The following is an 18,061-nucleotide window of genomic DNA, read 5'->3' as shown; positions in this document are numbered from 1 at the left end:
CCCGAGCGGCTCACCTCATCGAGATAGCGTCGATCCGCCTTGATGGCGCGCAGATTCGCCGCCGGTGCCTCGTGGTAATGGCCGAGCCGAATGTAGATGTGCGCCGGCATGTGAACGAGGTGGCCGGCGCCCGGCACCAGATCCTCAAGGCGCTTGGCTTCCTCGAGGCCCTGTAAGGGATGGGCGGCCTCCACCGTGTGGATCATGAGGTGATTGGCCATCGGATGATCGGGTGACCGCCGCAGCACTTCGTGCAGAGCCGCCAGAACCCGTCGGGTAACCGGCTTGGGCTTGCCTCCCTCCAGCCAGTAATCCCAGGGGGTCGTATCCATCAGCGCCTCGGCGCGGATTACCTGCGCATCCAAATCGTCAGGGTAATTGGCGGCGACATGGGCCATGGCTTCGGCGAAGGCTCGGTCCCGCGGGTAACGATTCTCGAGGGCCTTTGGTCCATAGCGCTCGGCGAGCGCCTCGATATAGGCCCGCTTGCGCGGGCTGGCGCCGCTGGCCGCCGCCTGCGCCTTTTGCAGCAAATGCCAGGCCTCGGGTACCTTTTCGGGATCCATCGCCGTATTGATATTCGGGCCGAGGACCCAGGCGGCGCCCCACCAGCACATCGCGCAGTCCGGGTCGAGCTCGGCGGCTTGCAGGAAGGAGCGCTGCGCCTCACCATGGTTGAAGGCGAAGCTCAGTATCAGCCCCTGATCGAAGTAGCGTTGCGCCAGCTTGGAATCCGTGGTGATGGAATGATGGTGGGCGCCCAGGCCTTGGAGTAAAGGGGCGCGCCGTTTCTCCTGCGCCTGTATCAGGGATGCGAACGCGACCAGCGCGGTCAACAATAGTGGCATCGCCAGCGTTCTTGCATTCATCGAGTACCCCCTTTTTTGCCTACTCTTATAGCCACGCTCAGTGCGTCATTCAGCCGCGGCGGTTGATGCCCCAGCATAGTTCCGTACGCGGGTAAGCGCCGACGCCAAGAGATCAAGGTGTTCGCGCTGTGTTTTTCCGCCGGGATGGAAGACTCCGCGGGCGCTCGCATTACTTGTTCGGATCACCCTCGACCTTGGCGTCCATCCTGGTGCATTCATCGCTGCGGCGCACCATGCAGGCCCGCCGTTCTTTCGCGGCGAGCACGTGCTGTATCGATAAATAGGTATATAAAACAGCATTTTAATTCCATTTCCTGCCTTTGGCATGCTGATTGCATTATCCCCGTGCTGAGCGAAGGCCAAACCCAATGGGGAGATCCGCGGCATGCGAAGAGAAAGGCTGGTGCTGGTGGGCAATGGCATGGCGGGCATGAAGGTCATCGAAGAGCTGCTTGCCATCGCCCCCGAGCGATACGAGATCACCGTCTTCGGCGCCGAGCCGTACGGCAATTACAACCGTATCCTGCTCTCGCCGGTGCTCGCCGGTGAGCAGAGCGTGGACGACATCATGCTGAACCGCGTGGAATGGTATGCGGAGAACGGCATTACGCTGCGCAGCGGTTGCGAGGTCATCGAGATCGATCGCATCCATCGGCGGGTGATCGCCGCCGACGCCACCTCCGCGTTCTATGACCGCCTGCTGCTCGCTGCCGGCTCCAATCCGTTCATTCTCCCCATTCCGGGCAAGGACCTGCCCGGCGTGCTGAGCTACCGCGACATCCAGGACGTCGAGGCCATGCTTGCCGCTACCCGCGAGCACAAGCAGGCGGTCGTGATCGGCGGCGGACTGCTGGGGCTGGAGGCGGCCTACGGGCTGATGAAGCAGGGCATGGCGGTAACGGTCGTCCATCTGGAAGACACCCTGATGGAGCGCCAATTGGACCGGCCGGCCGGGGAGCTGCTCAAGCATTCGCTGGAGGCACGCGGGATGCGGTTCCGGTTGGCGACGCGCACCACGGAGATCGTGGGCGAGGCGCGGGCCGAGGCGGTGCGCTTTGCCGACGGCTCCGAGCTCCCGGCGGATTTGGTGGTCATGGCCGTCGGTATCCGGCCCAACACGGAATTGGCGCGGAGCGCGGGGCTGTACTGCGAGCGTGGGGTGGTGGTCTCGGATACGATGCAGACATTCGACCCGCGCATCTATGCCGTGGGCGAGTGCGTGCAGCATCGCGGTCAGTGTTATGGTCTAGTCGCCCCGCTTTTCGAACAGGCCAAGGTCTGCGCCAATCAGCTCGCCGAGCTCGGCTATCGCTACTACCAGGGCTCGATGACCTCCACCAAGCTCAAGGTCACGGGCGTGGAGCTCTTCTCCGCCGGTAATTTCGAGGGCGGTGGAGGCTGTGAGGAGCTGGTGCTGCAGGACGCCGCTGCTGGCGTCTATAAAAAGCTGGTGATCGAGGGCACCCGGCTCGTCGGCGCGCTGATGTACGGCGATACCGCGGACGGCACCTGGTATTTCCAGATGATGCGCGACGGCACGCCGGTGAACGATATCCGCAGCACGCTGCTCTTCGGTCAGGCCAACCTGGGGGATTCCGGTCACGGCGGGGTCAGGCAGACGGTGGATCTGCCGGATTCGGCTCAGATCTGCGACTGCAACGGCGTCTGCAAGGGCACTATCGTGGAGGCCATCACCAGCAAGGGCCTGTTCACCTTGGACGATGTGCGCGCGCACACCAAGGCATCGGCCTCGTGCGGCTCCTGCACCGGGCTGGTGGAGCAAATTCTGCAGAACACCGTGGGCAACTACGCCGCTCCCTCGGCCAAACCGCTGTGCCGCTGCACCGACCACAGCCACGATCAAGTGCGCGAGACCATCCGTCGGTACCGTCTCACCAGCTTGGAGGCGGTATTCGCCTTCATGGAATGGAAGACGCCGGATGGCTGCGAGAAGTGTCGGCCGGCCATCAACTACTACCTCATCGTCAGCTGGCCGGAGGAGGCCGTCGATGACCCCCAGGCCCGCTTCGTCAACGAGCGCATGCACGCCAATATCCAGAAGGACGGCAGCTACTCGGTGGTGCCGCGGATGTGGGGCGGGGTAACGAATCCCGCCGAGCTGCGGGCGATCGCCGATGTGGCGGAGCGCTACCGGGTACCCACGGTGAAGATCACCGGCGGTCAACGCATCGACCTGCTGGGGGTGAAAAAAGAGGATTTACCCGGCGTCTGGAGCGAGCTCTCGGAGGCCGGTTTTGTCTCGGGGCATGCCTATGGCAAGGCGCTGCGCACGGTCAAGACCTGCGTGGGCTCGGAGTGGTGCCGCTTCGGCGTGCAGGATTCCACGCGATTGGGCATCGAGCTGGAGGCGATGTGCTGGGGTAGCTGGACGCCGCACAAGGTGAAAATGGCAGTCTCCGGCTGTCCGCGCAACTGCGCCGAGGCCACGATCAAGGACCTGGGAGTCGTGGCCATCGAATCCGGCTGGGAGATCCATGTCGGCGGCAACGGCGGCATGAAGGTGCGCGCCACCGATGTGCTGTGCCGCGTGGCGAGCGCGGAGGCCGTGAAGCAATACGCGGCCGCCTACCTGCAGCTCTATCGCGAGGAGGCCCGCTATCTGGAGCGCACCGCGCATTGGATCGAGCGGGTGGGGCTGAGTTACGTAAAGCAACGCCTGGTGGAGGACGCGGCGGGCCGCCAGGCGCTTGCCGAGCGCTTTCAAGCCTCGCAGCGCCACGCTCAGGAGGATCCATGGGCGAAGTACGCCGAGCCGCGTCATGCCGATAAGTTCCAGACCTTGAAGGAGGTGAGCTGATGGACCGACAAAGATCGAGGTGGCTCGCCGTCGGCAAGCCCGATGATATCCCCACGCTGGGTGCGCGGGTGGTGAAGACGGCCCGAGGTCCGATTGCGTTGTTCAAGACCCGTACGGGGGAGATCTTCGCGCTGTTGGACCACTGCCCGCATAAGGGCGGACCGCTCTCCGAGGGGATGGTCCACGGGGCAACCGTCACCTGCCCGCTGCACGGCATGAATATTCATCTCGACAGCGGCCAGGCGGTGGCTCCGGACAAGGGGTGCGTGCCGCGTTTCCCGATCAGGATCGTGGAGGGACGCGTTTGGCTCGGCCTGACGGCGCTGCGGCAAACCGGTTCGCCCGCTCCATGATCATTCAGCCGATCCGAGCCGAAGGGCGGGTGCGCTCGCCGCACGGCTACTTGCCGCCGCTCCGGCCACGAATGGAGTCGTGTGGGAGCGCAACGGGCCGGGTCTATCTGATCGGCGCCGGGCCCGGCGATCCGGACTTGCTCACTCTGGGCGCGCTGCGCCGGATGCAGCAGGCCGACGTCGTGCTCTATGACCGCCTCGTCGCCCCTGCGGTCCTCGCGCTGGTTCCTCCGGAGGTCGAGTCCATCGACGTGGGCAAGCGCCGTGGCCACCATCCCGTTGGCCAGGCCACGATCCATGCTCTGTTGATCGCTTACGCCCGAGAGGGGGAAACCGTGGTTCGGCTAAAAGGGGGCGATCCTTTCCTGTTCGGCCGGGGTGGTGAGGAGATGGAAGCCCTGCTCGCTGCCGGTATCCCCGTGGAAGTGGTGCCGGGGGTTACCGCCGGCGTGGGCTGTGCCGCCTATGCCGGAATCCCATTGACTCATCGGGACTACGCGCAGAGCTGTTTGTTCGTTACCGGCCACGCCCAGCACGGCGGTGCCACCGTGGGATGGCGCCAGCTCGTGGCACCGCGTCAGACGCTGGTGGTCTACATGGGCCTCGGCAATTTGGGCTCGCTCTGCCACGGTCTGATCAGCCACGGCCTGCCGGGGGACTGGCCGGTGGCTTTGATCGAGAAGGGCACCACCGCCGATCAGCGCACGCTCATCGGCTGTCTTGGCGACATCGCCGAGCTCGCCCGTCAACAGGACGTGCGCAGTCCGGCGCTGGCCATCATCGGCGAGGTCGTGCGGCTGCACCAAAAGCCCGCTGCCACCGCCACGAGAGAGGCGAGCGCGCTGCAAGGTTGCTGTGATTAGCCACGGGCGCGGCGCAGTCGCTGGCTGCAGCCAGCGATTTTCACTCATCGCGCACTAAACGCAGGTCGAATTCCCTGTCGACGTACGTCCACTCTTGCGACGCGCGCCGTTCGGCGACCAATTCGGCAAATGCAGTGGACTCGGACGGCGCATACTCAAACCAAGTAAGAAAATCGAACGGCTCGCCATCGCCGCCGAGGTCGCGGCAATGATGGAGGCGGCGAGCGACCGCAGGCAGGTACTTCAGACCCGTTTTGATGTGGCTGGAGCTTTCCTCAAAGATCCTTCGGCGTTCATCTTGGGCCAGAGCCCACCATGACGCGGTTTTGCGAATGGGGATGAATGCGGCGCAGGTAGCTTCGCGACGGCCTAGGCGCGGCTGTTTAGCCACGAGCTCATCGCGTTCCGAACGGGTGACGTAACGCTCGTTGCTGGTTACCCCGCGAAGGAGCCATTGGGCATCGTCAGGCAGCAGAGGCACCGCTGCGTTGACCACGTTCAATCGCTCAACCTCGGCAAGGCCCTCTCCGGCGACGGTTTTTGTCTCGGTCACACGCCAGGGACCGATCTCACCGCCTACGAACGTAAAAAGTCGAGCATTCATGGGTTGTCGCCTCTCGCCGTGTCTACTCGGGCCGGACAGTATGACTGCCGCGCGGCCCTCAGCGCGATCAAGGTGCTTCCAGAGCGGATAATGCCCTACGCCCGGCTCGGCTGACTCACGTCCGTGAAAGGTAATCGTCGGTGCGCACGTGTTCGCGGCGCAGCCCGTATCCGAACAGCCGGGCCGGGAGATGGCGCACCGCGCGGAAGCGCAGTAGCCAACGCAACGCCGCGGGCATCTCCAGCGCCCGTCCCGACTGGGCCAGGGCACGCGAGATCACGCGTTTCTGAATTTGCAGCTGCACCGCCTGCACGATTCGGGTCGGAGGCAGGCGGCGGTTCTGAACCGCGCGCAGCCGCCTCGCGTCTATTGGCTGCTCAGTGCGCAGTGCCGGTGCCAAGGTGTTGGCCGCCGCGACCGCATCCTGGATGGCCAGGTTGATGCCGACCCCGCCGATGGGCGACATCGCGTGCGCGGCATCGCCGATCAGCAGGAGGCCGGGGCGGTACCAGCGCTCGAGGCGGTCCACCCGCACCTCCAGCGTCTTGACCTCGTCCCACGCGGCCGGGGCGTCGGTGGGCCGGTCGATAAATGGTACCAGCCCCGCGATGGCGGCGCGCAATTCCGCGAGCGGTCGGGCACGCAGGGCATCCGCCTCGCCCTTGGGCACCAGATAAGCGGCCTGCCAGTAGGTCGTGCGGTTGAGTAGCACCATCATCTGTCCGGCCCCGATAATCCCGAAGGTATCCTCCGGATCGCTGGCCTTGCGCGGCAGACGAAACCACAGCACGTCCATCGGCGCACCGAACTCCACCACGCGCAGCGCAGCCGCGGCGCGCATTGTCGAGCTGCGGCCGTCGCAGCCGATCACCAGATCGGCGCGAATCACGGTTTCTCCCTGCGGCGAGCGCGCGCGCACGCCCGTTACGCGCCCTTCCTCCTCGATGAGCCCGGTGGCCTCGTGGCGCATGCGCAGGTCGAACGTCGGATGACGCTGGCCGTGCTCGGCGAGCAGATCGAGGAAATCCCACTGCGGCACCAACGACAAATAGGGGAACGGCTCGAGTCCCCGAAAATCAATGACCGGCTGTACGCGCCCGCCAATAAGCAGGCTCAGCTGATCAACGCGGCGTTGCGGCAGCCGGTTGAACGTTTCGAGCAAACCGATTTCATCGAGCACTTCCAAGGTGGAAGGATGCACCGTATCGCCGCGGAAATCGCGCAGGAAATCGGCGTGCTTTTCCAGCACCACCACCGGCACACCGGCGCGCGCGAGCAGCAAACCAAGCATCATTCCGGCCGGCCCGCCGCCGACAACACAGCAGCGGGTCGTGAACGAGCGAGCGTTCGTCCTACCGCTGGACATCGCTAGCAGTCAGAGGTGATGCATCGCGCGAGACTGCAGCGAACGCAGGGTGTGCCGCGCTAGGAATATGTTGTGAAGGCGGGCGGGTAAAGTTATATATCGTGATTCTCCGCTTATCTCGCCGTTAGCGCCTGTCCGGAGGCAAATTTACGCTTTCGGGCTTTGGATTTCCGCCGTGCATTGCGCTTTTTCCACCACAAGTAGACTCCGGTAATCGAAAGCATGGCCACGACCAGGCCCATACACGAAATCAGAATGCGCCCTGGCAGACCGAGGATACGCCCCGAATGCAGCGGAAACTGAGCTTGCACGAAGATGTCCGCCAGCGTGCCCTGCCAGGGTTGACGGTCCCCCAGGATGCGTCCGTCCCGGCCGTCCAGGTAGAGCTCGCGGTGCCCGACGCCCCCGGCGCCTTCACCGTCTTGCGGCCGGTAGAACACCACACGGTAGATGCCGTATTCCCGAGCATAGTAGGCAGCTCCGGGAGGTTCTTCCCAGCGGCGATCCTTGGCGTCGGCGCTTGCTCTAGCGATGACCTCGGCGAAACCCACGCGCGGTTCGATGGGCTTTTCCTTTGCAGTGGGCGCACGATCGTCGAAAGGCGTTGGTGTGACATCCGAGACCAGGCTCATCATGGGAAAGAAGACCTCACGGTAGAGGTTCAGCGAGAAGGCCGTAAAAGCGATTCCAAACAGCAGCACCCACGTCCATAGGCTGAGCGCCCGATGCAGATCGAAGTTGAGTTTGTGCACACCGCCGCCCGTGCGAATCCTCCAGGCGCGTTTCCAGCGTTGCCAAAAGGTTTTGCCTGCGCGGGTGGTTGAGCTCGCTACGGTGCGGCCACCCGTTACCGGCTCAGTCGCCGCCTCCAGTACACGGGGTCGTTGGGTCTTCACGCCGGTCGACCTTTGCACGGGCAAGGTCAGGTAAAGGCCCACCAAGCAGTCCAGCATCCAGATCATCGCCACGCCGCCCAACAACCACATGCCCCACTGATCCGTGCCCCACATTTCGGGCAGATGGAGGCTGTAATGCAGCTTGTAGAGAAAGGAGACGAAATTTTCTCTGTTGAGGGGCCAGACGGCGCCCCATTGCCGTTTGCCAAGCTCTTCACCCGAAGCCGGGTCAACGAACACCTGATTGAAACCCGGCTCATAGAGCTCGCTCGTGGCCGGATCGACGCGCGGTTCCACCCAGAATGTGTAGGAATGCCCCAGCTCAGCGGCCAACGGCAGGGCGGTCACCTGCACCCGGGGGTGGCGGAGCTCGATTTCGTTAGCCAGGATTAGCGGATCACGCGGCGGTCCGGCCGCGCGGGCATCGTTGAGATGCGGGTTCAGCCATTCGTCGAGTTCGTGATCCCATGAGATCACTGCCCCCGTCGTACCGGCAATGAACAAAAACAGCGCAATAAACAAACCGATGCCGCGGTGAGCCATGACGAATGTGGAGCGCATCGAAAGCCCACCCCTTACCATCGCTGAGTCAGCGTTGCGATTACCTTCCGCCGTGCGCCGTACGAGCAGATCTCGCCGCTACCGTTGCACGTGGCCACGTAAGTCTTGTCGGCGAGATTGCGTCCGTTGACCGCCAGTTCGAGGCCGTTGCCGAAATCGTAGCTTACGAGGGCGTCGAAAAGCACATAGGCCGGGATTTTTGCCGGCGCCGCATCATTGAAGCCACGCGTCGTACCCCAATACCGTGCCCCTGCGCCCAGCTTCAGCCCGGCGCCGAACCGATAATCCGACCAGAACGAAAAGATATGTTTGGCGTAGGTCACCGCACGGTTACCGATTTCGCTCGGATCGGCGCTCGACGTGATATCGGCTTTCGGCGTCCAGCTGTAAGCCGCGGTCACGTTCCAATTGGTGACGGGCTGCACGATGGCTTCGAGTTCGACGCCACGCACCGCCACCTCAGCGTTTGCCTGCGGTATGAACGACTGATTGAAGCTGACGTAGTTTTGCCGGCGCAGGTCGAACACCGCCACGCTGTAACGTCCCATTCCGCCCCGGGGTTGGTAGCGAAGACCGGCCTCGTACTGGCGGCCGGTCTCGGGGTCGAAGGGTTTGCCGGTGGCCGGATCTCGGGTCGTCGTTGGAAAAAACGATTCCGTGTAACTGATGTACGGCGCCCAACCATTGGGGGCCAGATAGACCAACCCCGCGCGCTTGGACAAGTAGGTGTCGTATTGGCGTGAGTCGCTATCGGACAGGCGATCTTGCGTGTCAATGGTGGCGTAGTCGTAACGTCCCCCGAGTGCGAGGACCCAGCGATCGGCGAACTTGATTTGATCCTGTACGTATAACCCGGCCTGCTCGAGCGTGGTGATCCCATCCATAAACGGTGGGGCCACGGTAACCGTTCCACCATAGGTCGGCGCGTAAGCATCGATGGCAGGCGCACTGCCACCAAAGCGGGCGGTCACATCGACACGCGTGCGCTGGTAATCCAGGCCGAGCAGCAGCTGATGCTCCCAGCGGCCGAATTGCAGTTTGGCTTGCAGCTGATTGTCCACGGTGACCGAGTCCGCTTTTTCATCGCTTGTGAAAGGCGTTCGCGGCACCAACCGGAAATTCGCCGGATCGGTTGGATCACCGGGGTCGACGGTGACGAAGTCACCTTCGAAAAAGGTTCTGTAATCCACGGTGAAGCGACCGTAGCGCGCATTCTGGCGCACGCTCCACGTACCGTTGAAGTAATGTTCCAACAGGTAGCCGACCATCCACTGATCTTGGTTGTATCGGTTGAAATCCGGTTCGCCCAGAAAGGTTGAAACCGGAATCCGGCCGTTGGGGTTGGATAGCAGCGTGCCGGCCGCTGGGTATGTGTTCCAGACCGCGCCGTTGCGGAGGCGGAGAAATTGCGCTTGCAGCGTCAGTGAAGTGTCGTCGCCTGGTTGCCAGGTCAGCGACGGCGCGATGAAGAGACGATCGTTCGGCAAATCGCCGGTGGGCCATTCGGCGTCCTGGCCCAAAGCGGTCGCACGATAGAGCCACTTCCCGTCTTTATCGAGCGGACCGGAGAAATCGGCCGCCAGTTGTTGGCGGTTGAAGTTGCCGAGCTGCGCGCGAACCTCATGCAGCGGTTCCACCGTGGGTCGCTTGTTGACGACATTGATGATCCCTCCGGGCGCGCCTTGTCCGTACATTACCGAAGAGGGGCCGCGGAGGAACTCGATCCGCTCCAGTCCATAATTCTCAGTCTGCCAAACGCCCCACGTTCCGCTGTTGCGAAGCTGCAGTCCATCCATATAGAAACCGGGCGAATAGGCATCGAAACCACGGACATACGACCAGTCGTAGACGGACTGATCACCCCAAGGCGAGGTGTTGACACCGGGGGTGTAGGCCAGAGCATCCTGCAGCCTCGTTGCGCCAATGGCCTTGATTACGGTCGGCGGTTACCACGGAAATGGACTGAGGGGTCTCAATGATCGGCGTATCGGTTTTCATGCCGGTCGCGCTGCGTTTGGCAAGATAACCGTCGACCGGTCCGTATGCGGTCTCCCCCTGGCGTGCCGCGCTCACCTGCACCAGCCCGAGCGTCAACACGCCGGAACGGGCGTCCACTGACGCATTGATCAAAATGGTGGAGCCATCGATATGGCCGGTGAGGCCGCTCCCCGCCAGCAGGCGATCAAGCGCCTGCTGAGCGGTGAGCAGTCCGGAGACCGCCGGCGCCGTCTTGCCGGACATCAGTGCCGGGTCGACGGATAATGTCAGGCCCGCTTGGCGGGCCAGCGCATTCAATGCGGTGGTGAGGCGGCCGGCCGGCAAAGTGTATTGGCGGGCCTGCAGGCCGGCCTGGGATTTTGACCTGCTGCCATCTTGAGCCACGGCGGGCGAGGCGGCGAGGCCTGCGAGCAGGGTCAGCGATAAGACAGTGCAGGCGCGACGGTATCTGGGGACCCGATGGTTGGGCGTGCTCGTTCGTTTCGATAATAAGGTGCTTTCCCTCTATGCCGAACGAGCGTGCTCAATCCCGTAAAAAATAATCCCGCTCAATGCAACGCCCGGGAAACTGCCGCCCACGCGGCGTTGTGGGGCCTCACTCAGCAGAGCCTCGTCACAGGCGCCTCCCTGCGCTGTTCAAAGCATCGGCTGCTCTCTGGTGGAGGGGGCACCTCCATTCCCGGCATCGCGCGGACGGCCACGGCCGAGGAGGCGACTCCTTATGCGGAACGTATTCGATTCGTGGTTCCTGGAAGAGGGATTGGCTGGCAAAGCGGGGCGAGTTCGCAATGAGGGGTAAGACTTACTCTCGTGCCTTGACGCTCACCCACCAGTCGGTCGTCCGTTCGATACGTATCGGTAACGAGCGTGCCAACGCGTGCAACGCGTTGTCGGTGTCGTCAAGGCGAAAGATACCGGTCACTCGCAGATTGGCCGCCGCGGCATCATAGTTCAGCCAGCTGTAGCGCTGTTTGCCGAGGGCGTCCAGCACATCGCCCAGGCGGGCGTCGTCGGCCTCGACAATGCCCTCAGACCAAGCGCCGGGACGAAGCCCGGACGGTGGCAGGCGGCTCGCCCGGCCGTTCGCAACCTGCCAGCGCTCGTCGGCTTTCACTCGGACCGTGCCAACTTCACCAATCGAGTCGAGGAGAACCAGACCGTCAGTCACCGCGAGTTCCGTGCCGCCGTTCCGTATCCGCACCACAAAGCGCGTGCCGATCGGGGTGAGTCTGGCATCCGCCGATAGCACGCGGGGTTTGTCCTCGATGGGGGCCGCTGAGGAGTCGACGAGGATTTCGCCTTGGTAGAGTCGAATCAGCGGGCCTTGCGCGGAGCTGTTGACATCCACCGCCGTACGGCTGTTGAGATAAACCTCGGCACCGCCGGGTAAAACGATGTGGCGTTGCTCACCGATGGCGGTTGCCTGCTGCGCCTGCCATTGATAGCGCATTGGGGCCAGGCCCAAAAGCAGCCCGACCAGGATCAACGCCGAGAGCAGGCCTCCCAGACCCGCAGCGACGCGGCGTTTGTGCCGGCGTTGTCGCACGACGCGTTCGAGAGCGTGAGATCCGGATTTGGCGGCTGGCCGGGCGGCGAGGAATTCCTGTTCTATCAATTGAACTCGTTGCCAGGCGATTCGGTGCCGGGGGTCTTTATCGAGCCAGGTCTCCAGGGTCTGGTGGTCGGTGGTGGTGGCGGTTCCCGAGTTCAACACCACGGCCCAGTGAAATGCCTGGTCGAGGACAGACTCGGGGATGTCCTGGTGATCCGCGCCTGAGCTCATCCAACGACCTTGCTCATCGCCGTCAACCCATCAATACGTGGTAGCAATGGCGCAAAGCCTGGGCCATATCCTTTTCGACGGCACTCAAGGAAACGGCGAGCTGTTCGGCGATCTGGGGATAGCTTTTGCCCTCCAGGCGGGAGAGCAGGAACACTTGGCGGACGCGTGGTTTGAGGCCGGCCAGAAGCGCATCGATCCGCGCCAGCGCATCGATGATAAGCAGATGTTCCTCCGGGGAGGGTGACTCGGCCTCGGGGAGGGTCGCCAACGCGTCGAGCCACGCCCGCTCCAGGGCCTGGCGGCGGGTGTGATCCACCAACAGGCCATGGGCGATACGCGCCAGATAGGCTCTTGGTTCCCGCATAAGCGGTAAGGAGGCCTTGCCCAGAAGACGCAGGAACACGTCTTGGGTCAAGTCAGCGGCAGTATGGACGCATCCGGATCGACGGTACAGCAATCGCCATAACCAGCGGTTGTGGTCGAGGTACAACGTGTCAACACCGGGGCTGGCAACCGATGGCATACGAGTGATCTTCGAGTAAGCTGGTGACAGGCGAGAAACGCGAGTTGTAACGTTAGTGATTATTGTTCGCAATTATTTTTTGCGTATGGCTCGAGATGCACGGGCGGGTCGTGCCTCCGTTGCGCTCAGTTACCGCGAGCAACTGGGACGATCGCCTAAGCCTTTGGAAGCGTGCATAGCGAGCTGACTCGGCAACCCCTCGAAATATCTACCATTCCATGTCAGTCTCTCGGGCGAGTTCGCGGTCGATCGCGGCCAAGTGGTGGACGCGATACTGATAACGTCCATCAGCGTGCCTCCAAGGCAAGCTCACCGAAATACCTCTTAGCGTTGTCTGGCAGCAGGGTGGTCTCATGAGCGCGAGGGACGCCATGCCGGCCGGGGGAAGCTCGGTCGCGTCGCGATGGATCTCGGCAATCGAGGGCTGCAACGGCCCCAGGCGTCTTCAACCGGCAACACGACGATGAAGGCTTGCCGGTATCACTTGCCATCTTTCGTGGAGGCCGGAGCCGGGCGCGCGATCGTTCGCGAGCATCATGAGCGGCTGGTTCGTGACCGTGGCGGGAGGATTGGCCGGCGCCACGCGGGCGCAGCCGGCTGGCGCTCAATTCCTGGCATGGTGTATGCATATCCGCCAATGAAAGGCGGATCAGCCGCTTTTTCTCAGCCAAATTATTACTTGGGAGTATGCACTATGAGCAATGTCAAGCAGGTTGCCCTGGCACTTTCGATCGGTTTGCTGGCCGCGGCGCCGTTGACATACGCGGCGGACACGGGCGACGTCTCCCAGCAAAAGCTGGAGAAGTATAGTCAGGCGCAGGAGAAGATCATGGACATCAGCCAGGACTATCGCCAGCGGTTGAACGGCGCCCAAGGCGAGGACGAGGCGATGAAGCTAAAGACAGCGGCTCGCCAGGAGATGGCGGGGGCGGTAACCGCGACCGGCCTGACGGTGCAGGAATACAACCAGATCACCCAAGCGGCGCAGGAGGACCCCAAGGTCCGCGAGCGTCTGCGTAAACTGCAGTAAACATGCTGGCCGCCGGGGTGCTGCAGGCCGAAGGCTTCGCCGGCCTACAGCGCCGGGCGGCGGCGTAGCCATCCGGCGACAGTTGCGAAGGTAGTGCCAAGCGTCTCACAGGATCGTGATTATCACCATCAGGGCGTAAACCGCTGCCAGTGCGATCCCCTCGAATCCGATGCCCAGCGGTCCGCGTCTTTCCCGGCGCAACAAGCCCCCGAGTACGATCAAGGTCATGAGCAGGCCGGTAAGGGTCACGAACAGATCGTCGCGCTGCGCGGCATGATAGAGCGAGCCCCCGCGATAGGCGAGGTCGCCCACCGCAAGGTTCAGTACGTCGAAAGCGTTGCCGCCCAGAACCCCGCCTACGGCGAGTGTGAGCGCCCCGGTGCGCACCGCGGCAATCGCGGTGACCGTTTCGGGGATCGCATTGACGGTTCCCATGAGTATGGCGCCGACGAAGCTTGCATCCAGGCCCAGGTGCTCCACGAGCGATATCGCCGCTCGGGCGATGGCCCAGCCACCCGCGGATACCGCGAGACCGGAAAGCGCAAAATCCGCCCACAGTCCCGCGAGGCTGCGATTGGAACGCCGCCCCGGCCGGTCTTCCACGGTTTGCGCGGTCTTTTTGGCATGCCATTGGGGGTCGTTGCGGGTTGCCTGAACCTGCCGCAGACCAAAGATGTAGACGGCGACAAGCATAGGCGACGCGATGTTGATCTGTAATAAGGTGATGGGCGGGGCGAGACTCGCCAGCAGGGCGATGCACAGAAGCCAGCAGAGCACGACCGCAAACACCGCGTTGGGCAGTGAAGCCGCGGCATGCTCGAGGTTCGCCCGCCGATAGGCGACATCGGCAATGCCCAGCGCAAAGATCTGCGCCGCAACGCCGCCAACGGCGTTGCTGTAGGCGAGCGAGGCCTGGTCGTTGCTGGCGGCCGTTGCGGTCATGACAATCCCGGACAGTGAGATCATGCCGCCGAAGAAGATCGAGCCGAATACCGCCTCACCGAGCCCCGTACGGTCCGCGAGCTCGTCGCCTGCACGCGACAATCGGATACCGAGCATGGTCGTGAGCAGCGCTGCGCCGACGAAAACGGCGATGCTCAACGGCAGTGACCATATCGCCGTCTCATCCATAATTGCCCCTGCTGTTTCGGGAAAAAATCCGCTCGGTTACTCGACGACGCATCATCCACGCCAAGCGCGAAACGCGAAAGCTCAGCAAGGCGGCTCATGCGGCCTCGATGTCCTGCATGATGCGTCCGCGCCGGAAGCGGCAAGCGCTTTCCTACCTCATCCCAACGCGGCCGTGCATCCCGGGCACGCAGCGAAGTGGTGCTCTCGCACCAGCCGCCGCCCTTGTAACGGGATCGGTTGCGCTACGCGATGCGCGCACGGATTTCGGCAAGACGTGCCGAGATGTGCTGATCGCCATCGTGCGGAATCTGCACGCTCGGCGAATGGCACGCTGTTGGCTTACCGCTCACGAATCAGTCCGGAAGCGATACGGCGCCGTTTTCACTCAAGGGGAATCCGGGATTCCATGCGACTTCCCAAAGATAACCGTCCAGGTCGCGGAAATAACCCGAATACCCGCCCCAAAAGGCATCCGTGCCGGGTTTGACTATCTCCGCGCCGGCGGCTTTCGCCTCCTTGAGAACCGCATCGACCTCGTCTTTCGAGCGGGTGTTGAAGGCGAGCGCGATGCCCGCAAAGCCCCATCGCGCAGGCGAGATACCGGCGTTCAGGGCCAATTCTTCCAAAGGGAAAAGCGCGAGCCCGATGCACCCGCATTGGAAAAGCGTCACGCCCTGCGCTCGTTTCACGGAGCGCCGCCATCCCAGTCGCTCGAAGAAGGCGGTGCTCCTGTCCAGTTCCTCAACACCGAGCGTGACGAGAGTGATTCGCTGTTCCATAAACCGGCCTCTTCCCGGGGGAGGCGCGTGCTCGCGCTAAGGTGGGCGCTTTGGCACTGACGCCGTCGTTGCGCTTGCATTAATCCGCGACAATGATCACAAACCGCAATGTTCTTCCCCTAAATCTTACGTCTGGAGATCGCTGAGGCAAATTTTCGCTCACGGGGAGCGTTACCGAGCGAAGAGGCTCTCGGCGCGGGGTGGTATTTTTCAGCCTCCTGTCAGGGTGCGGCGCGTGCGCTGCATCGCTGCCATTGTGCTCTGGAGCGTTCGCAACAATATCGGATGCCCGTGCGAGGGCGGTCAGTCTGCTTGCGAGACGAGGCGGTATGCCGTTCCGACCGCGCTCGGAGCGTAGCGCCCCGGTGCGAAGGATTCGGCAAGACGTGCCTTGGCCCGCCAGCCGGTGCAATGGCCGGGGGCGATGAGGCGCGGGCGAATCCGTTGGCCAAGATCGCGCAGCGTCGGTTCGATGCGCTGTTCCATCGCCTTGCCGGCGAGATGAAAGCCACCCAGCACCAAGTCGATCGGCGCATCCCGGAAGCGTTGCTGCGCGCTCAGGCAGGCGTTCACGATCCCCGCATGCGAACACGCGGAGAGCACCGTGATGCCCCGGCCTTTAACGTGAATGGCCACGAACCGCTCGTCCATGATCAGCGGATCGGCCGTTCCTGCCTCGCCGCGAAAGGAATGATGTCCGACAAGCCCGGTCTCGTAGGCCGTGACGCGCTCGATGGCGCCGCTGCCGAAGAAAAAGCCCCCGCATAGCGTATGCGCATCGGCGTGCGTGGCCAGTCGTCCGCCGCCGCGGACGATTTCATCGAAGCGCGGCTCTTCGGGCAGCAACAGCATCTCCCCGTTCGGCAGGAGTATGCCGCGCTGATCGGGGCGATCGGGATGCAGGTCTGCGATGACCGGGTCATTTAGGCCAGCCGCCTCCCGAGCCCGGCTGATTGCGGCAATCACCTCGGGTAACGCGCCGCTGTGATCAAAGTGCCAGTGCGAGAGAAAGACGCACTCGATCGTCGCGAGATCGACACCGAGGCGCCGGGCGTTGTCGAGCCAGACCCGCGGATACGGCCCGACGTCGAAGAGCAGCGTGCGTGCCTCGTCGCCGTGCCGCCCGGTGACCAATACGGAAAGACCGTGGCAGGCGCAGCACAATTGATCGAACACGGTCTTGCCGGCGTGGCCCAGATGCGTTCGGCAGACGGGCAGTCGGGCGGCGAGCTGCATGACTTCCGGGACTTGCGGTACGCCTTCGTCGACGCTCGATAGCGTGTCGGTCTCGTTGTCGACGATCACGCGGATTGTTGCCTCGTCGAGGGCAAGGACTCTCTCGCGCGTGGGTTCCGAGGTGGCTTGCGTTGCCATGACTCCTCCGCCGCACGGGCTATTAGGACTCAGGCTTATTCTGAGCCAATAATCGGTCTCATGCTTGGGTAGGCCGGCCCAGGCGATCTCCGGTGTACTGAGCCGGCTTGGCCGAAGACATCGTGAAAAGGGGTCGGGGGATCTGCTAACCGCCGGCCGGGCGATATTGCCACAGTGTGTTCGCATGTTGCACTGGCGGCGAGTCAAGTGACGAGGCGGCCATGAACCGCTCGTCTCGCAGCTCAACCGCATCCGCGGCAACAGGGAGAAGGCTAATGAGCACGATCGAGCGGCATGCCCGCGTTGTTTTCTCGCGCCTTGGATGGGTGGGGCGCCAGGAGTTGGGTGTGCTCTTGTGCGTCGCGGTGTTCTCTGGGGGAGCCTGGATGTTTATAAAGTTGGCCGAAGAGGTCGTCGAGGGCGAGACCCGCCGTATCGACGAGTTGATCCTGCGCGCTTTTCGCGAACCGGACGACATCTCAGAGCCGCTTGGCCCCCGGTGGCTGGAGGAGACGGTGCGCGATGTCACCGCGCTCGGCAGCGTCACTGTCGTGTTGCTGCTTATCCTGGGGGTGGTGGGATATCTGCTCCTCTCCCGGCATTTTCGTACGGCCTTGTTCACTGCGGTCACCGTGCCGGGTGGCCTGCTGTTGAGCCAGGTACTGAAGATCGGCTTTGAACGGCCCCGACCGGATCACGTGCCCACCGAAATCATCGTCTACACGGCGAGCTTCCCCAGCTGCCACTCCATGATGGCGGCCGTTACCTCTCTGACGCTTGCGGCGCTGCTCGCCCGGATCCAGCCGCAGTGGCATCTCAAGCTCTACCTGCTACGTGTCGCGGTGCGCGTTACCGTGGTGGTCGGTACAAGCCGCGTCTACCTTGGCGTCCATTGGCCCACCGACGTGCTCGCCGGCTGGGCAGCCGGTGCGGCCTGGGCGTCGTTGTGCTGGCTCGTGGCCGCCTGGGTGCCGCGACGGTAGCGCGAAGTTTGCCCAGCGCAAGCGGTACCAGCCGCTAGCCAGAGCGAGCGCTGGACAATCACTGCGCGAAACTGTGGACAACCGGCATTGCGCGCGCATTGACAGCACTCGGGACTGTCAAGTCATGCTG

At 63.2% G+C, this 18,061-nt stretch carries 15 protein-coding genes and 1 pseudogene; 5 read left to right on the top strand and 11 right to left on the bottom strand.

Going from position 1 to position 18,061, the window contains the following annotated elements; all coding sequences use genetic code 11:
• Positions 1–869 (bottom strand): annotated as a pseudogene (locus AC52Q4_RS06485) (hypothetical protein); the annotation flags it as partial.
• Between the two features lie 385 nt (positions 870–1,254).
• Here AC52Q4_RS06485 and nirB point away from each other — a divergent pair.
• The 3 genes from nirB to cobA are packed head-to-tail and all read left to right on the top strand — an operon-like array spanning position 1,255 to position 4,903.
• Entirely contained in the window at positions 1,255–3,687 is a 2,433-nt protein-coding gene (gene nirB / locus AC52Q4_RS06480; RefSeq protein ID WP_495535984.1) for a nitrite reductase large subunit NirB, read from the top strand.
• The gene (gene nirD / locus AC52Q4_RS06475; protein ID WP_495535983.1) at positions 3,687–4,040 is read left to right on the top strand and encodes a nitrite reductase small subunit NirD; all 354 of its coding nucleotides are present in this window, start codon (positions 3,687–3,689) and stop codon (positions 4,038–4,040) included. Before nirB ends, nirD begins: the two co-directional genes overlap by 1 nt.
• The gene (gene cobA, locus AC52Q4_RS06470) at positions 4,037–4,903 is read left to right on the top strand and encodes a uroporphyrinogen-III C-methyltransferase (protein WP_495535982.1); all 867 of its coding nucleotides are present in this window, start codon (positions 4,037–4,039) and stop codon (positions 4,901–4,903) included. The genes nirD and cobA overlap by 4 nt, the downstream gene beginning before the upstream one ends.
• A 40-nt stretch (positions 4,904–4,943) precedes the next feature.
• On the opposite strand, the gene AC52Q4_RS06465 is transcribed toward cobA, so the two are convergent.
• The 7 genes from AC52Q4_RS06465 to AC52Q4_RS06435 all read right to left on the bottom strand — a co-directional run bounded on the left by AC52Q4_RS06465 (position 4,944) and on the right by AC52Q4_RS06435 (position 12,634).
• Positions 4,944–5,399: a chlorite dismutase family protein gene (locus AC52Q4_RS06465; protein ID WP_495535986.1), complete on the bottom strand. Its 456-nt coding sequence runs from the start codon at positions 5,397–5,399 to the stop codon at positions 4,944–4,946.
• A 223-nt stretch (positions 5,400–5,622) separates the two neighbouring features.
• Positions 5,623–6,873, bottom strand: coding sequence for an FAD-dependent oxidoreductase (locus AC52Q4_RS06460; protein WP_495535981.1), 1,251 nt, complete (start codon positions 6,871–6,873; stop codon positions 5,623–5,625).
• 113 nt (positions 6,874–6,986) lie between these two features.
• Positions 6,987–8,330, bottom strand: a complete 1,344-nt coding sequence (locus tag AC52Q4_RS06455; protein WP_495535980.1) for a PepSY-associated TM helix domain-containing protein — start codon at positions 8,328–8,330, stop codon at positions 6,987–6,989.
• 14 nt (positions 8,331–8,344) lie between these two features.
• Positions 8,345–10,228 (bottom strand): TonB-dependent siderophore receptor, encoded by a 1,884-nt coding sequence (locus tag AC52Q4_RS06450; protein ID WP_495535985.1) that lies wholly within the window; start codon positions 10,226–10,228, stop codon positions 8,345–8,347.
• Positions 10,188–10,712, bottom strand: a complete 525-nt coding sequence (locus AC52Q4_RS06445) for an STN domain-containing protein (RefSeq protein WP_495535979.1) — start codon at positions 10,710–10,712, stop codon at positions 10,188–10,190. Before AC52Q4_RS06445 ends, AC52Q4_RS06450 begins: the two co-directional genes overlap by 41 nt.
• 418 nt (positions 10,713–11,130) lie before the next feature.
• The gene (locus tag AC52Q4_RS06440; RefSeq protein WP_495535978.1) at positions 11,131–12,111 is read right to left on the bottom strand and encodes a DUF4880 domain-containing protein; all 981 of its coding nucleotides are present in this window, start codon (positions 12,109–12,111) and stop codon (positions 11,131–11,133) included.
• A gap of 22 nt (positions 12,112–12,133) precedes the next feature.
• Positions 12,134–12,634, bottom strand: a complete 501-nt coding sequence (locus AC52Q4_RS06435) for a sigma-70 family RNA polymerase sigma factor (protein ID WP_495535977.1) — start codon at positions 12,632–12,634, stop codon at positions 12,134–12,136.
• Between the two features lie 694 nt (positions 12,635–13,328).
• Here AC52Q4_RS06435 and AC52Q4_RS06430 point away from each other — a divergent pair.
• Positions 13,329–13,664: a DUF4168 domain-containing protein gene (locus tag AC52Q4_RS06430; RefSeq protein ID WP_495535976.1), complete on the top strand. Its 336-nt coding sequence runs from the start codon at positions 13,329–13,331 to the stop codon at positions 13,662–13,664.
• A gap of 105 nt (positions 13,665–13,769) precedes the next feature.
• On the opposite strand, the gene AC52Q4_RS06425 is transcribed toward AC52Q4_RS06430, so the two are convergent.
• From AC52Q4_RS06425 to AC52Q4_RS06415, 3 genes are all read right to left on the bottom strand, one after another.
• On the bottom strand, positions 13,770–14,795 hold the full coding sequence (locus AC52Q4_RS06425; RefSeq protein ID WP_495535975.1) for a sodium:calcium antiporter: 1,026 nt from the start codon (positions 14,793–14,795) through the stop codon (positions 13,770–13,772).
• Positions 14,796–15,148: 353 nt separating this feature from the next.
• Positions 15,149–15,574: a VOC family protein gene (locus AC52Q4_RS06420; protein ID WP_495535974.1), complete on the bottom strand. Its 426-nt coding sequence runs from the start codon at positions 15,572–15,574 to the stop codon at positions 15,149–15,151.
• A gap of 303 nt (positions 15,575–15,877) precedes the next feature.
• Entirely contained in the window at positions 15,878–16,948 is a 1,071-nt protein-coding gene (locus tag AC52Q4_RS06415; protein WP_495535973.1) for an MBL fold metallo-hydrolase, read from the bottom strand.
• Between the two features lie 275 nt (positions 16,949–17,223).
• Between AC52Q4_RS06415 and AC52Q4_RS06410 the strand changes: the two genes are divergently transcribed.
• Positions 17,224–17,931: a phosphatase PAP2 family protein gene (locus AC52Q4_RS06410; protein WP_495535972.1), complete on the top strand. Its 708-nt coding sequence runs from the start codon at positions 17,224–17,226 to the stop codon at positions 17,929–17,931.
• Positions 17,932–18,061: the final 130 nt, after the last annotated feature.

This window comes from Nitrococcus sp. (genome assembly GCF_059432795.1).
Note: the sequence above shows the minus strand (reverse complement) of the source record. Positions and strands in the feature narration are given on the sequence as shown.